The organism is Cognatundibacterium rugosum (assembly GCF_014284365.1).
GTDB classification, from domain to species: domain Bacteria; phylum Pseudomonadota; class Gammaproteobacteria; order Burkholderiales; family Burkholderiaceae_D; genus Undibacterium; species Undibacterium rugosum.
In genome coordinates, this window is sequence record NZ_JACOGG010000012.1 from 42807 (window position 1) to 57543 (window position 14737).

General features: G+C 52.2%; 13 protein-coding genes. 6 read left to right on the forward strand and 7 right to left on the reverse strand.

Features of this window, described 5'->3' with window-relative positions:
• Positions 1-134: 134 nt before the first annotated feature.
• From H8K47_RS12130 to H8K47_RS12140, 3 genes are all read right to left on the reverse strand, one after another.
• Positions 135-917 carry a polymorphic toxin-type HINT domain-containing protein gene (locus tag H8K47_RS12130; RefSeq protein WP_186881677.1) on the reverse strand — a complete coding sequence of 261 codons (783 nt, stop codon included), beginning with the start codon at positions 915-917 and terminating at the stop codon, positions 135-137.
• Positions 918-929: 12 nt separating this feature from the next.
• The gene (locus H8K47_RS12135) at positions 930-1802 is read right to left on the reverse strand and encodes a polymorphic toxin-type HINT domain-containing protein (protein WP_186881678.1); all 873 of its coding nucleotides are present in this window, start codon (positions 1800-1802) and stop codon (positions 930-932) included.
• A 243-nt stretch (positions 1803-2045) separates the two neighbouring features.
• The gene (locus H8K47_RS12140; protein ID WP_186881679.1) at positions 2046-3824 is read right to left on the reverse strand and encodes a glycoside hydrolase family 44 protein; all 1779 of its coding nucleotides are present in this window, start codon (positions 3822-3824) and stop codon (positions 2046-2048) included.
• A gap of 192 nt (positions 3825-4016) precedes the next feature.
• On the opposite strand from H8K47_RS12140, the gene H8K47_RS12145 reads away from it, so the two are divergent.
• Positions 4017-7337: a S41 family peptidase gene (locus H8K47_RS12145; RefSeq protein WP_186881680.1), complete on the forward strand. Its 3321-nt coding sequence runs from the start codon at positions 4017-4019 to the stop codon at positions 7335-7337.
• Positions 7338-7524: 187 nt separating this feature from the next.
• Here H8K47_RS12145 and H8K47_RS12150 read toward each other — a convergent pair whose 3' ends face one another.
• Positions 7525-8607 (reverse strand): DUF5694 domain-containing protein, encoded by a 1083-nt coding sequence (locus H8K47_RS12150; RefSeq protein WP_186881681.1) that lies wholly within the window; start codon positions 8605-8607, stop codon positions 7525-7527.
• Positions 8608-8953: 346 nt separating this feature from the next.
• On the opposite strand from H8K47_RS12150, the gene H8K47_RS12155 reads away from it, so the two are divergent.
• Positions 8954-9448 (forward strand): cupin domain-containing protein, encoded by a 495-nt coding sequence (locus tag H8K47_RS12155; RefSeq protein WP_186881682.1) that lies wholly within the window; start codon positions 8954-8956, stop codon positions 9446-9448.
• Between the two features lie 28 nt (positions 9449-9476).
• Here H8K47_RS12155 and H8K47_RS12160 read toward each other — a convergent pair whose 3' ends face one another.
• Both H8K47_RS12160 and H8K47_RS12165 read right to left on the reverse strand, forming a co-directional pair.
• Entirely contained in the window at positions 9477-10304 is an 828-nt protein-coding gene (locus H8K47_RS12160) for a DUF2189 domain-containing protein (protein WP_186881683.1), read from the reverse strand.
• Between the two features lie 133 nt (positions 10305-10437).
• The gene (locus H8K47_RS12165; protein ID WP_186881684.1) at positions 10438-11433 is read right to left on the reverse strand and encodes an alpha/beta hydrolase; all 996 of its coding nucleotides are present in this window, start codon (positions 11431-11433) and stop codon (positions 10438-10440) included.
• A 239-nt stretch (positions 11434-11672) separates the two neighbouring features.
• Here H8K47_RS12165 and H8K47_RS12170 point away from each other — a divergent pair, with 239 nt between their 5' ends.
• The 4 genes from H8K47_RS12170 to H8K47_RS12185 are packed head-to-tail and all read left to right on the forward strand — an operon-like array spanning position 11673 to position 14168.
• A complete protein-coding gene (locus tag H8K47_RS12170; protein WP_186881685.1) occupies positions 11673-11999 on the forward strand; it encodes a hypothetical protein in 327 nt (108 codons plus the stop codon).
• 58 nt (positions 12000-12057) lie between these two features.
• Positions 12058-13026, forward strand: coding sequence for a 4-hydroxy-tetrahydrodipicolinate synthase (gene dapA, locus H8K47_RS12175; RefSeq protein WP_186881686.1), 969 nt, complete (start codon positions 12058-12060; stop codon positions 13024-13026).
• A gap of 20 nt (positions 13027-13046) precedes the next feature.
• The gene (locus tag H8K47_RS12180; RefSeq protein WP_186881687.1) at positions 13047-13562 is read left to right on the forward strand and encodes a hypothetical protein; all 516 of its coding nucleotides are present in this window, start codon (positions 13047-13049) and stop codon (positions 13560-13562) included.
• A 12-nt stretch (positions 13563-13574) separates the two neighbouring features.
• Positions 13575-14168: a hypothetical protein gene (locus H8K47_RS12185; RefSeq protein WP_186881688.1), complete on the forward strand. Its 594-nt coding sequence runs from the start codon at positions 13575-13577 to the stop codon at positions 14166-14168.
• On the opposite strand, the gene H8K47_RS12190 is transcribed toward H8K47_RS12185, so the two are convergent.
• Entirely contained in the window at positions 14115-14702 is a 588-nt protein-coding gene (locus H8K47_RS12190) for a TMEM175 family protein (protein WP_186881689.1), read from the reverse strand. The genes H8K47_RS12185 and H8K47_RS12190 overlap by 54 nt on opposite strands.
• Between the last annotated feature and the right edge of the window lie 35 nt (positions 14703-14737).

The window sequence follows — 14737 nt, forward strand, 5'->3', positions numbered from 1 at the left end:
GGCAATCCCCTGGCTCATACGGCGCAATAGGTGCATTCCCTTACGCCTGACCAATTAAACACTTGTTGACGAGATTAGTACGAATTTGCAAACATCGCCTCAGACATTACTTCACCGGCTTTGACTTCAAGCTGTCAGCCGCCGCAGTTGGTGTTATGCACCCAAATACCAATCTTGCCGACGTAATAGGTATGGAAGTCTTCAACTTCGAGGTTGCAAACAGGCAATTTCAGATAAGGATAATTCTCTTCGCTTTTTTCAGCTTCCTCTAAGGCCAATTGCTTGTATAGAGGATGTTCAGATTCAAGAGCTTGAATTCGATCAATCGCCTTGACGTCATTTGCCAAGAATTTACAGTTGACGTAATCCCTGAGACCTCCCAACCCAGATAAATCACCCATTTGCGACGGAGTCCAACCAACGCCTGGTTGATCTGTGACAAAAATTGGCGTACATGCACCGACGCGGGTCTGTGATCCATCGTGTAACTCAAATTTTACGTCACCTGTATTAAAACCTTCTGGCAAATCACGTGCCGCAGTCCAACCTTTGTCTACTAGCCAAAACGGATGGTTTAAGGTCGCGATCACAGGGTCGAAACTTAAAAACTTATTGGGAACCGCTCCGGCAACGCGCATCACCGCCGCAGGCTCATGCGCAAAGGTTTTCAGCACGCGCTTGTAGGCTTGCTCACCACCATTCTCTGGTTTCGATAATACCCAATCGCCGACCTTGATTTTCTCAATGGGCACCAAGCCTTCTTTGGTGTGCACCAACGTACCTGCAGCAAAACAGGCTTCTGAACATTTCTCGCAATACCGTTGGGTGGCTTCGGTGATGGTTTTGCTTGTTGCGTTTAGCACGGTAAAAATAAGTTTCTCCTTAACCCGTAAATTTTTCTTCAGGTAGGCAAGCACTTGTTGAAGAGATCAATGCGAATTTGAGGTCATTGCTTCTGACAATACTTCACCACCGTTGACTTCAAAGTTTAAGCCGCCGCAATTGGTGTTGTGGACCCAAATTCCAATTTCGCCGACGTAATAGGTATGGAAGTCTTCAACTTCGAGGTTGTAAACAGGCAATTTTAGATAAGGGTAATTGTCTTCGCTTTTTTCAGCTTCCTCCAAGGCCATTTGCTTATAGAGAGGATGTTCGGATTCCAGCGCTTGAATTCGCTCAATCGCCTTGACACCAGTTGCCACATATTTACGATTCGCATAATCCCAAAGATCTCCTCTGCCAGTTAAATCGCCCATCTGTGAAGGTGTCCATCCAACGCCCGGTTGATCTGTGACAAAAATTGGCGTACATGCACCGACACGGGTCTGTGATCCATCGTGTAACTCGAATTTTTCACCACCAGTATTAAAGCCCTCGGGTAAATCACGTGCTGCGGTCCAACCTTTATCCACAACCCAAAATGGATGATTCAATGTAGCAATAACTGGTTCGAAACTAAGGGGTACGCTAGGTACAGCGCCACCAACGCTCATCACCGCTGCAGGCTCACACGCAAAAGTTTTCAACACACGCTTGTAAGCTTGCTCACCACTATTCTCAGGTTTCGACAGTACCCAATCGCCGACCTTGATTTTCTCAATGGGTACTAAGCCTTCTTTGGTGTGCACCAAGGTACCTGCAGCAAAACAGGCTTCTGAACATTCCTCGCGATACCCTTGGGTGGCTTCGGTGATGGTTTTGCTTGTTGCGTTTGGCACGGTAAAAATAAGTTTCTCCTTAATGCAGACCTGTGTTTCGCTTGGTATGGTAGTTACCTTACTTTTGTATGGATAGCCTTCCAAGCGTTGTGCAGTTATCTTTATTTACACCTTCGTCAAACCAAGACTGTATAACGACTATGAACAAATCGCTATGCTGAACTCCGCATTTGATGGAAATTTTTTACGGTTTGGCTGCTTCTGAGGCCTTTTGTGTTGCCCGACCGCTGCGGCAAGAAAGCCAGTAAAAAAACCGCTCGCCGTTGCCGGTGAGCGATTGCTTGCTGCGGGCCGTGGAAAGTCCGCGCTGAATTGCCGGTGCAGGAATCAGGGCTTCAGCACGTAGTGCATGACTGAATAGCCGGGCAGGCTGGTGCTGAAATTGTTTTGTGTAATCGTGGCCTGTACATTGCGTGCTGTGACCTGTGGGCCGCTGGCATCGACGCCCCAGGCCTGTACATAGTTAAACAGCACAGGATTTTTAATTTGCACGCTGGCGGTGATCGGCGTTGCCAGGCGGTTGATCGCGATGATGTGCAGGGTGTTCGGGTCGGTGGCGCTGACGGCGGCATAGACAGTGCCATTGCCATTATTCGTCGACACAGCTTTGACCGAGACTTCAGGGAACACGGACTTATTCCCGTCGTAGTTGCGGAACAATTTAAACGCTGCGCCGATATAGCCTTCGACATCGCCAAAATAATTTGCCAGATACACGCCTTGCTTACCGAAAGCACCCAATGCGTCTGCCTGGGCCACGGCACCGGTGACATCATCCCGTCCGCCGAAGTCATACTCCGTCACGGCCAGTTTGGTGCCCGGATAAAAGTCAGCCACGGATTTCTGTAACTTAGGCAGTAAGGCGATGCCACGGCCATCGGTAAAGCCATAACCTGCCTGCGTAATCCAGGTCGGTTCCACATACTGCGCATCCCACAGACTGCGTGAAGCCTGCACCCGGGTCGCCTGATCATACGAGGCTTGAGGATAGTAGTGGAAGGAGAAGGCATCCAGCAAACGCTTACCGGCAGCGGTCGAGGCCTGACGCATTTTATCCAGATAGACATTGGCAAAAGTCATGCCGTTGTAACGGTAGCGATCACCGGTGTTTTTGGAGATATACGGCTCCACATTGTATTGCCCCCAATCGGCTGGCTGACGTGCCTGCGCACCATCCCATACCGACCACAGGCTGAATAAACCCAGGTAGCCACTGACTGCCGGGCCAAAGGTTTTAGCACTGGGATCAACCCGTTTGATGGTCGTTGCGAGGTCCAGATTTTTTTGCACGACGTCAGCGACAGTGCTCAGTTGCGGGTACAGGCGCTCATGGGTACCGTTACCAAATTGCGAAGGCCACAAATGCCAGAGGTCGGGCTCATTATCGAGCTCATAGCCCTTCAGGCCTTTAGCAGCCGAACTCTTACCGTATTTTTTGATGATGAAGTTCAGCTCTTCATCGATATACACCACATTGTCATTCAGACTCGGCGTCAGGCTCAGCGCACCGGCGCTGGCTGGCTTATTGTTGACGATGGTCAGCCAGCGATTGACATCTGTGTTCGATGCGCCGGGCGCATCCTGCCACAGCGGCCAGCCATTGCAATTGCCTGGCGGGTTCATATTGACGATGTCTTTAGGTAATTTGCCTGCCGCTGGCAATTGCAGCAAAGAGAAGGTATTTAATGCGATAGACTGGTCGTGAAATGCCTTGATCGCCGCACCTGGCGCATAGTAGGCCAGACCAGCAGTCTGACTTGGATTTCCGGCACCGCTGGAATAACTGACACCCGCATTCGACGAGTGGCACCAGTCTGCACCGGAATTGCTGACGCCGTTTTCCCAGTTATAGCTGGTCATATTATTCCCGCCCATACGACGCGACGTCAGGTTCAGGCTTTCCAGATTCGCGCGTCCGCCATGCGCATCCCAGCCAGCGCGGCCGCTGCCGTCAGCATAGGCGTTAAAGCCATAAATCAAGGGGCTGATCGCTTTACGTTCGGCCTGGGTATCAATGGTAAAAGTGACATTCTGAGCGTAAGAAACGGATATTTCCGTGGATATCCCTAGAATTGCCAGAACTTTCATCAAATCAGATGGTCTCATCTCATTCTCCGGTTAGCTGCTAATTTCCACATGGAAACTCTTTGCATTCGGAGGACGTTATAAACACCAAGTTTCTTTGAATCAACTTATCTTACATTTCGGTAACACTTCTTACCTTATCTGTAAAAAGTCCTGGCTCTTGTTGCAACTTGAAGATGTTTTTTGTCAGTCATTCCAACCATTACAACGACTATGAAATTGACCAAGATCGCGCTTACTCTCGCCCTCAGCGGTTTGATCAGCAGTGCTGCCGCTGCACCTGGCTATTACCGCTTCCCTGCCGTCCATGCGGATACGGTGGTGTTCACCGCAGAAGGCGATTTATGGAAGGTCGGCGTACAAGGCGGTCAGGCGCAGCGTCTGACCACCCATCCGGCAGCGGAAATCCAGCCTGCCGTATCCAAAGATGGCCAGTGGCTGGCATTCGCGGCTTCCTATGAGGGTGCGACTGAGGCGTATATCATGCCCTTGCAAGGTGGTCTGCCTAAGCGCATCAGCTTTGATAACGATGTGGTGCATGTACTGGGCTGGACCGCGCAGGCTGAAGTCCTGATCAGTACGCTCAACAGCACTGGTCCGAATGCGCATCGCGTGATTGCTGCGATCAATCCGAAAACACTGGAGCGCCGGATTTTCCCGGTCGCTGATGCCAATGAAGCGGTACTGGATGACAGCGGCCGCTATCTGTATTTCACCCGCTTTGGTCTGCAAATGACCAATGACAATGCCAAGCATTACCGCGGCGGTGCCATCGCCCAGTTGTGGCGTTTTGATCTGCAAAGCAAACAGGAAGCCGTTCGTCTGGCCGGTAATGAAAACAGTAATAACCGCCGCCCGATGTGGTGGCAGGGTCGTCTGTATTTCGTCAGCGACCGTAACGGCGCCTTCAATTTGTGGAGCGCCAATCCGGATGGCAGCGATGCCCAGGCACTCACCAGCCACCAGGATTGGGACGTACGTAGCGCCAGTCTGGGCGATGGCAAGATCGTGTATCAGCTGGGCGCGGATCTGCATGTATTTGACCTCAACAGCAAGGCCGACCGCACGCTCAACATCGATCTGGTGTCAGATTTTGATCAGCAAAGAAAGCGCCTGATCCGTACACCGCTGGATTATCTGACCGATACCGAATTAGCTGGCAAGTCAGAAAAACTGATGTTCACTGCGCGTGGCAAAGTCACGATCGCCGGACTCGGCAATCAGCGCCGTATCGATCTGGCGATACCGGAACAGGCCCGCTCACGCGCCGCCGTGTTCTCACAGGATGATCAGTCTGTATTCGCCATCGTTGATACCACCGGTGAAAACGAAATCTGGAAATTCCCGGCCAATGGCATCGGCAAAGCCGAGCAACTGACCAAAGACAGCGACTTCCACCGCTTGCAAATTTTCCCTGCACCGGATGGTAAACATCTGGCGCACACCGATAAGCGCGGGCGCTTATGGTTGCTCGATCTGAACACCAGACAGAATCAGCTGATCGATGATGCAGGCAAAGCAGGTGCCGGTAATCACGCAGAAATCGTCTGGTCACCGGACTCAAAAACCCTGGCGATCGTGCGTGCCGCAACCAGCATCAAGCGCAATCAAATCGCCTTGTATGCGCTCGATACCCGTCAGCTGCAGTTCGTCACCAGCGACCGCTTTGAATCGCAATCGCCGGTATTTTCGCCAGATGGACAATGGCTGTATTTCCTGTCTGAGCGCAACTTCCAGGTCGCGAACCGTTCCCCATGGGGTGACCGGAATATGGGCCCGGCCTTCGACAAACGCACAGGCATTTATGCACTGGCACTGCAGGCGAAAAATCGTTTTGCATTCAAAGCAGATGATGAGCTGAACAAGTCCGCCCCGAAAGCAGAAGAAAAAGCGGAACCGAAAGCAGCAGACAACGTGAATGCAGCTGGCAGCGACAAAAACGCCGACAAAGCCACCGACAAAGCCGCAGCTAAACCAGCAGCCCGTGCAGCAATTCCTGCGATTGAATACACCGGGCTGGCAGACAGGCTGTATCAGGTTCCTGTCAGTGCGGGTAACTACCGTCAGCTGGCGGTTGATGACAAACGCTTGTATATACTTGAGCGTGAAGCCGATGACCGCTCCAGCCTGAAAACCATCGCCTTCAGCAAACAAGGTGCAACGGCAGAAGTCTTTGCCAGCGGCATCCGTCAGTATGATTTATCGGCGGATAAAAAGCATATTATGTTGCGCAATAGCGCAGGTGAATTCCTGATCGTCGAAGCCGGTGCAAAAATCCCGAATGACATCAGCAAAGCCAAGGTCAGTGTGCAGGACTGGAGTTTCCCGTCCGATCCTAAGCTGGAATGGAAGCAAATGCTGGGCGACGCCTGGCGTATGCATCGCGACTACCTGTTCGACACGCAGATGCGCGGCGTCAACTGGCTCAAGGTGCGCGACAAATATGCGCCACTGGCAGAGCGCGTGACTGACCGTGCCGAACTCAATGACGTGCTGGCGCAAATGGTCAGCGAAGTCGGCACCCTGCACTCGCAATTCCGCCCCGGTGATTTGCGCCGCGCAGCCAGCGAAGGCACGCCGGCCTCACTCGGCGCCGTGCTGAGCCGCAATGCGCAAGGCTATAAAGTAGAGCACATCTACCGCAGCGAACCGGATTTGCCGAATGAGCGTTCGCCCTTAGACCGCCCTGACGTGAATATCAAAGAAGGCGATGTGATCCTGTCAGTCAATGGTAAGAGCACGAAAGAAGCACGCGATATTTCTGACCTGCTGTTGAATCAGGCGGACAAGCAAGTGTTATTGCAAGTCCAGCGTGGTAACCAGGCAGCGCACGCAGTGATCGTACATCCGGTCAGCATGATGAAGCATGCCAATCTGCGTTACAGCGACTGGGAACAAAGCCGCGCAGCGCGGGTACAGCAAGCGTCCAATGGCAAGATAGGCTATCTGCATTTGCGTGCAATGGGAGCCCAGGACATCGATGCATTTGCGCGTGAGTTTTATGCCAATGTCGAGCGTGATGGCCTGATCATCGATGTGCGCCGTAACCGTGGCGGCAATATCGACAGCTGGATCATCGAAAAACTCTTGCGTAAAACCTGGGCCTTCTGGTCACGTGCCGGCACTTCACCTTACACCAATATGCAGCAGACTTTCCGTGGTCATCTGGTGGTGCTGGTGGATGAGCTGACTTACTCGGATGGTGAGACATTTGCGGCCGGCATCAAGGCACTCAAACTCGGCCCACTGGTAGGCAAGCGCACCGCCGGTGCCGGTGTCTGGCTGTCCGACAACAATGCCTTACTGGATGGTGGCATGATACGTGCCGCTGAAACTGCACAATTCAGCATGGACGGCCAGTGGCTGGTGGAAGGCGTAGGCGTGGCACCGGATGTGGAAGTGGAAAACCTGCCACATGCCACCTTCAAAGGCCAGGACCAGCAACTGGAAACAGCCATCCGCATGCTGACCGACAAACTCAAAGAGCAGCCGGTTAAAGCTTTGCAGCCACAAGCGATACCACCGCTGAAGTAAGTACACTGTCAGTCGCTAAGTCATTATCAACCACAAGCCCGGTCGTTATAGTGACCGGGCTTTTTTTCGAGGCTTGCTGAGCTTTCAAGCTAAGACTTAACACAGGCTGATATCGGGCATCCCGCGACTTGTACAGAACGATCTGTTCAGGGTTATGCTGACACAGAAATCCACACCACAACAGCCATCAGCGCAACACAGCCGCTGCGCTTTTTATCGTCACATCATGCATCATATGCAGATACGCCTCGACATATCCCTTATGAGAAGCGCCGACTATGCTCAGCACGCGCTGTCCGGGGAATGGATCCAGAGTCTCACGGATATTCGATACCATGCGCAGATTACGGGTTTCCCAGTAAGCGACATATGTGCGGCCATATTGCCGGGCTGACTTATCTTTCAATGCAGCACCGAAGTCACTGCGGTACACAAGCATGGCTTGGTCAGGCCGGTTCAATACGCGGTACATATTCAGCACGCCTTCGTCGCTATCTAAATGGGACTCCAGTGCTTTATCCTGCTCCAGTCGACTGGATGACGCAGGATTGTCCCATAGCCGCTGCATAATGTCGCCAGCAGCCTTATTATCTGCTTCATCCGAAGAAACAGAATCTGCCGTATGATCATCAATCGCATATACCCGTTCAAGCCCCAGGCGTACCGCCAGCGGCGCGGCAAGTAAAGTATTTTCGCTGCGTTTTTCAGCTAAGTCCTGAAGTTTTTCGGTGAGTGCCTGCTCCAGTCCATTACCCGCACGCCGCTCGGCCGCAGGCAGCTTTAGCCACTGCACCAATGCAGAGACAGGTTCGCCGGCAGCCAGAAATACAGCAGCCAGCGAACGTCGCTGATCAGCACTGGGCGCCTTCGGCCAGGTAGCAAGCAAACGCGCCATTTCAGCTGTCGCTGCAGGCACATCAAGTCCGGTTGCCTTGAACGCCGCTGTGGTATCCCAACAATAAGACCGCACCGCGTCGGCATATCGTGCGCTATAGCGACGCATATAGTCACACTGACTACCGGACAGTGCTTCAATGGTGATGATACTGGGCTGCCAGGCTTGCAGTCGACTGATCAGCGTCTGCAAATATCGCGCTTGAAAACCGGCCGGTAATGACGAAAAATGCGGTGTCCCCAGTACCAGCACTTCATTTGGCTTTGCACTGGCTGTCCTTTTCAGCTGACCGGGATTGAAGGCGGGCGTTTCAGCTTGTGCAGCAAACACCGTCACTGAAACAAAGGCACTAAGGAATGCTAAGATTTTGATCATCCTGTTTTCTTTCAACGAAATTTCATCAAAGAGCGTGTCTTACACATATTGGTGTAAGAAAAAAATCAATGAAGCAAGGCAAAACAAGGAAAGCATGTAAAACATGAAGGACAAGGCAGAACAGCCGCAACTCTGTAGCATCTTTCCTGGCAGGATCAACGTATAAAATACGCCATGGTCTCTTTACATTGAACTACTTTGTTTTACCTCTTGATGCAGCAGGATAAAACGCTTACAAGGTCGTGCGTATCCCGCACAGCAGTGTCGTCACTGCAATCGGGAAACAAAGAGCTCCCAAACTATCGCATTGTCCATAAAACAAATCAAGTATCTAAGGAATCCAAACATGTCTACACCAGCAAACCCACCATCCGGCTTTCCACTGGCCATAGTCGCCGACAGTGCACCGCTGCGTACGGTTAAATCGCTGTATCCGGAACAGTTTTCCTTGTTAATGGAAGGCCGTAGTAAACAACCTTTGGGGACCTTGTTTGGCTTAAGTCAGTTTGGTGTAAATCTGACGCGGCTGGCGCCGGGTGCGATATCGGCTTTACGTCACGCGCACTCGCTGCAGGATGAATTCATCTACATCATCAGTGGTCATCCCAGCCTGAAAACAGATGAAGGCCTGACCCAGCTGGCACCGGGGATGTGCGCAGGCTTTGCGGCTGGCAGCGGTAATGCGCATCAGCTGATTAATCTGAGTGAGCAGGATGTGGTGTATCTGGAAGTCGGTGACCGCAGTGCAGGCGATCAGGTCAGTTATCCCGACGATGATTTACAGGCGACTATGATTGATGGTCAGTGGCGTTTCAGCCACAAAGACGGCAGCCCTTACTGAGGCTGCCGGTAAGAATCAGGAAGGGATGTCACTGGCTGCGGTCACTGGGGTGACCAACCACATCCTTGTAGGCGTGCCAGGTCGCATGGCCGATGACGGGTATCAGGATGATCAGTCCCAGATTCCAGCTCATCATGCCGATCACCACGGCCGCCACGATACAGAGCCCCCAGAACAAACAGGCCGGTACATTGATGAACAGCGAGACACAGCTGATAATCATGGCGGTAATCGCATCGGTGTCGCGGTCCAGCATCAGCGGGATCGAGACCCAGGAAATCGCAAATACGATGCTGGCGAATACCGCGCCTATGCAGGCGTAGACCAGTACAAACTCCAGGTGGTCGAGCGAGAATAACTGGCTCAGAAAGCTTTGCATGCTGGGCATGCCCTTGTTATAGAACAGCGCAAAAATCACCAGCGAGGCGCGCGCCCAGACCATCATGATGACGGCCAATACCAGCGCCAGTACGCCGATATTGCTCCAGCGGCCGCGCATAGAAAACACGCTGCCGAGCAAGCCTGAACGCTGATTTTCCATACGGCGGCTGATGTCGTATAAACCCAGCGCCAGCAAGGGACCGATCAGTAAAAAACCACAGCTGAGTGCCGATACATATTCGGGTGCATTGTGCAGCACCAGCTTCAGCACCATGCCCATGAGTGCGAAGCAAATGCCGTAGAAAATACTGGTCGCCCCCGAGGCACGAAAATCCTGCCAGCCGGCCTGTAACCAGCGCAGCGCCCTGAACATCCCCACCCGGCGCACGGGCGGGAACGGAGACTCTTTATCGATGATAGTACGAATATCCGGCGGCGCGCTGTCGCCGCCTCTGCCCTGTGCCTGGTCGCTCATGCTGTCTCCTGTTTTCCCTTATGGAAATGCACATTTTTTTAGCAACAATACTAAGGTGATCGGCACGCTTTAGCAATCAGGAATGTTGCAAATTTCAGGAAACTTACATTGCAGTGCAATAGCTGCTTAGAACTCAATTCGGTGTCACGACCGGATCCAGAAAATCTGTTAACACCGGCAGCAGGCGTGGTGCGAGTGGCAAATCCGGGTTCATATACGTGGCGATATTCGCGGCGCGCTCAGCCGGTGCCAGCTTGAGCACATGATTCATGCCGCCGATGATTTCCAGTCGCGCAGCAGGTAGAGCGGCTTTCAGTGCACGCGCCTGTTCGGTACCGACCTGAATATCATGATCACCCTGCACAATCAGTACTGGTAACTGCAAACGTGCGATTTCCTGCGCCGGGGTATAGCGGTACAACGAAATTAAATACGGCTGCACACTAGGGCGGAATAATGTCGCCAGGGCCGGAGGCGCATCGGACACCGTTTTACCTTCCTTCAGACTGCTGAGCGCCTTGTTTGCCTGCGCCAGTAAGTCAGCGGGCATGCCACTGGCCTGTAACTGCACAGCCAGGACATCCGCCGGACTTTGCGCAACACCGGCGATCGCCACCAGCGCATGCACAGGCTGTTTTTGCGCAGCCAGTACGGCGATAGAAGCACCCTCGCTGTGCCCCATTACCACCACTTTGGAGAACCTGGTATCGGCCTTCAAATACGCGAGCCAGGCAGCTGCATCATCGACATAGTTCTCAAACCGTAATGCAGATTCCGTGCTGCCCGCAGCCAGACTGGCGGCCACACCGCGTTTATCGTAACGCACCGTGGCAAAACCCGCATCCGCCAATTGTTCTGCCACCATTCGCAGGCTATGGTTTTTACCGGGCAGCCCCAGCGAATTGCCATCCCGATCGGTCGGGCCTGAGCCGGAAATCAAGAGCACGACAGGCGCAGGCTTTGGCTGTGCCGGAAGTATCAGGCTACCTTGCAAGACACCGCTGCCGGTATCGAGCGAGATCGCTTGCTCACTGCGCTGTGCGCGTGCGCCAGGCAACAGGCAAGTGAATGCCAACAGCAGGATCAACAGTTGCAATACATTTTTCTTCTTCAACAGCAGATGGCGCATTTGCATTGGTTTCCTTTTCGCGTCAACGATTGGCTGGCATGTCGCTTTGGCTCAGATATACACATCTGAGCTGTAACACGACTACCCAGTCTTGCCTTCTCCACCCAAATGACGGATATCAGTCTTAACAAAACAGTCTTAACAAAAGCTTTATATCTCAGTTGCGGGTTTTTAGGCAATTTTTATAAAAATGTACGTATCGTTCTCTTGTCAGCATCACCCGTTCACAGGAGTCATGTATGCCAGCACCAGCCAGCACTACGTTTGATCTTCACCTGCCTGCATCGGCGGCGCCTATGCAGCGCAAGCACAGTAAAAAGAGAGCGCTCTATTTGACGCAAATTGTTGTTGCTCAGTGCTATCAGCAAAGGCTGCGTGCGCTGTTGATACAGCTATGCGGACTACAGCTGAATTATCTGCGTACCCAAGCCGCAGATCATGGTTGCGCTACCCGCTTTCTGATTAGTAGCGAGGTTAACCCTAAGCTGTTTTTTCCGCTCCTAATGCGCGAATTGCCCAGCGCAGAATTCGGAAAAATTTCACAGATTTTTGTAGAACGATATTGAGTCAGATTTGCGGCACATCCTCATGGACAAGCGACAAGCAGATAAAAGGAAAATGGCTATGAAACAAATGCAAGGTATATGGATACCCTTAGTTACGCCCATTCATGGCAACGAAGTCGATATTCCGGCTTTACAAAAACTGACGCGACATTATTTTTCTGCCGGTGTGAGTGGTTTAGTAGTCTGCGGCTCTACCGGTGAGGCCTCTATGTTATCGGAAGGCGAAAAAGCGCAGATACTGGCCGCCGTGCAGGATGTCGTGCCTGTCGGCTTTCCTGTGATGATGGGAATAGGTGGAAGCTATACTCAGCGTGTCGCAGAAAAACTGACTCGCCTTGAAAAATTTGGCACACCTGCCAGCGCCTATCTGATTTCTGCTCCTGCTTATGTACGTCCGTCCCAGGAAGGAATTGCGCTGCATTTTCGCGCCTTATGCACAGCGACTGAACAACCGATCGTGCTGTACAACATACCTACACGTACCGGCGTACACATCGAAACCAGTACCTTGAATGAATTGCGTGATTGTCCGCAAATTATTGGCATCAAGGATTGCTCCGGCCGATTGCAGCAAGCAGCCCGGATTTTACGTACATCGCCATTGCGCTTAATGTGTGGTGACGACCACCTGTTAATCGATTTTCTGTCTATCGGTGGGCATGGCGCTATTTCGGCCGCAGCACATATCCGCCCTGATCTGTTTTGCGCTCTGTATGCCATGATCAGGCAAGGTGAAACCGCACGTTCCTTAGTGTTGTTCCAGCAGCTATTTCCACTGATCCGCTTATTGCATTGCGAACCTAACCCTGCACCGCTAAAAGCAGCGCTGTCTCTGCTAGGTATGGTGAAGGAGGAGTTTCGTCTGCCGATGACAGCGATGTCAGCCAGCGGCAAACAATACCTGGCCAGGGAACTGGAAAAAGTGATGCAAATTCCGGTGCCACAAGTGTCGGCCACCAGCCCGGTAGCTCGCGAAACCGGCGCAACCAGCGAAAGCCGTTTGTTGTTCCCCAGCTGTGTGGTGTGATTGCGCGCAGGAGAGTCACTATGTTGCTCCATCAATCTGATCTTGAATACGCGTTGCGCGCCTCAAACCAGGTATCAGGCCATATTGAAAAACGCCTCTGTGCCGGGGGCTTTGTATTGCTGTCAGCACTCGCGCTTGCGCTGCCGGATCAAAGTCTGACTGCACTGTGCGCTTCATTACTGCTTTTCATCCTAAACTGCATGCTGCTGTTTCAACAAAGCCGTTCTGTTCATCCTTGCAGCGTCAGACGTAACATACTGAGCTATGCAGCCATGGTGCCAGCCCTGCTGTTCCTAGCATGCAGTAAACATCTGGCTCCCGGTGTACAAAGCCTGCTCATCCTGACTTTCCTGCTAAGCTGCCTGCTTACTTGCCTGCTGGGCTTACTATTGTTTTGTGTACCAACACACGACAACTCACTGCGTTGGCATCGCCTGAGTTTGCTGTACGCCTCACATTTCCTCAGCCTTAGCCTGTTCATCATCTGCTTACTCGACGCTGCATTAATGATGCTGAAGCAGATCCACTTCGCGTAACCGGATTCAGCCATGTATACCCAGATTATTGCGCCGCCTCAAACTGTCCATCTCTGTTACTCACTTCAGCTACTCAACACACTGGCGCAGTGTCGTGCGCGACATGGCAGAAATGTCTTGTCCGCTGAACAGCTTCATGCAGACAACGAAAATGGATGGCGTATCCGCCTCTGGAAAATGAATGCCGCCGCTTATCAGATTGCTGCAGGTCATCTCGCCACAGAACTCAGTCAGCTTGCCGGGCCGTATCAGGATTTGTTGCTGCATCTGCAGCAGCATCAATGTAAAGAAGCATTTCTGAAACACTGGCAACCAGACCGCATCATCTTCCCTTGTGTTGCCAGTGACTTGGATCTCCCCACGACCAAGTGGCTGACTCATACCGTCCGCCAGATTCGTAGCCGCAATACCCGCCAGGAAATCGTACTCTGGACCGATATCGCTCAACAGGCATGGCAGCATAATGCGCCACTCATGCAAATTTGCGATCAATTACGGCTGACGCCGCATGGCGGCACAGATCGCACGACCACCTGTCATACACCCCCAGAGTTAAGCTTCATGGGTGCCAGAGATTGCTCTTTCGATGCGGCTGTCAGGCACTAACCACATCAAGGCGACCAGTACATAACTGAGCATAGAAATTTGGGGTACCCAGAATGCAAAAATGATCCCGACTAAATATAACACTGGAGACATTTTGCCTTTCCAGTCGCTGCCCACAGCCTGCTTCAATAAGGAGTGCTCCCCCTGGCTGCGAATGATCAGCGTTTGCAAAATATAGTAGGCAAATGCCGACCACAGCAGGACCACACCATACAAGGCGACCGGGATGGTCGCGAAATGATTCTCGCCCATCCAGCCGGTTGCAAACGGTATCAGCGATAAGCTGAACAGCAAATGCAGGTTCGCCCACAGGATGCCACCGGTGACTTTTTTACAGGTGTGTATCATGTGATGGTGATTATTCCAGTAAATACCGACGTAGATAAAGCTCAGCACATAACTCAAAAAAACCGGCAATACCGGTAGCAAAGCTGATAAATCCGTACCATGCGGCACCTTCATTTCCAGCACCATAATCGTGATCAAAATGGCGATCACACCGTCACTGAATGCTTCTAAGCGGGTTTTACCCATTTTTATCTCCTGTTGTCTGCAATTCCGCCGTCGGT

Bases quoted from the DNA above. Each gene is read 5' to 3' on its own strand.
- H8K47_RS12140 (WP_186881679.1), bottom strand. From the start codon at position 3,824: ATGAGACCATCTGATTTGATGAAAGTTCTGGCAATTCTAGGGATATCC.
- H8K47_RS12145 (WP_186881680.1), top strand. From the start codon at position 4,017: ATGAAATTGACCAAGATCGCGCTTACTCTCGCCCTCAGCGGTTTGATC.
- H8K47_RS12150 (WP_186881681.1), bottom strand. From the start codon at position 8,607: ATGATCAAAATCTTAGCATTCCTTAGTGCCTTTGTTTCAGTGACGGTG.
- H8K47_RS12155 (WP_186881682.1), top strand. From the start codon at position 8,954: ATGTCTACACCAGCAAACCCACCATCCGGCTTTCCACTGGCCATAGTC.
- H8K47_RS12160 (WP_186881683.1), bottom strand. From the start codon at position 10,304: ATGAGCGACCAGGCACAGGGCAGAGGCGGCGACAGCGCGCCGCCGGAT.
- H8K47_RS12165 (WP_186881684.1), bottom strand. From the start codon at position 11,433: ATGCGCCATCTGCTGTTGAAGAAGAAAAATGTATTGCAACTGTTGATC.
- H8K47_RS12170 (WP_186881685.1), top strand. From the start codon at position 11,673: ATGCCAGCACCAGCCAGCACTACGTTTGATCTTCACCTGCCTGCATCG.
- dapA (WP_186881686.1), top strand. From the start codon at position 12,058: ATGAAACAAATGCAAGGTATATGGATACCCTTAGTTACGCCCATTCAT.
- H8K47_RS12180 (WP_186881687.1), top strand. From the start codon at position 13,047: ATGTTGCTCCATCAATCTGATCTTGAATACGCGTTGCGCGCCTCAAAC.
- H8K47_RS12185 (WP_186881688.1), top strand. From the start codon at position 13,575: ATGTATACCCAGATTATTGCGCCGCCTCAAACTGTCCATCTCTGTTAC.
- H8K47_RS12190 (WP_186881689.1), bottom strand. From the start codon at position 14,702: ATGGGTAAAACCCGCTTAGAAGCATTCAGTGACGGTGTGATCGCCATT.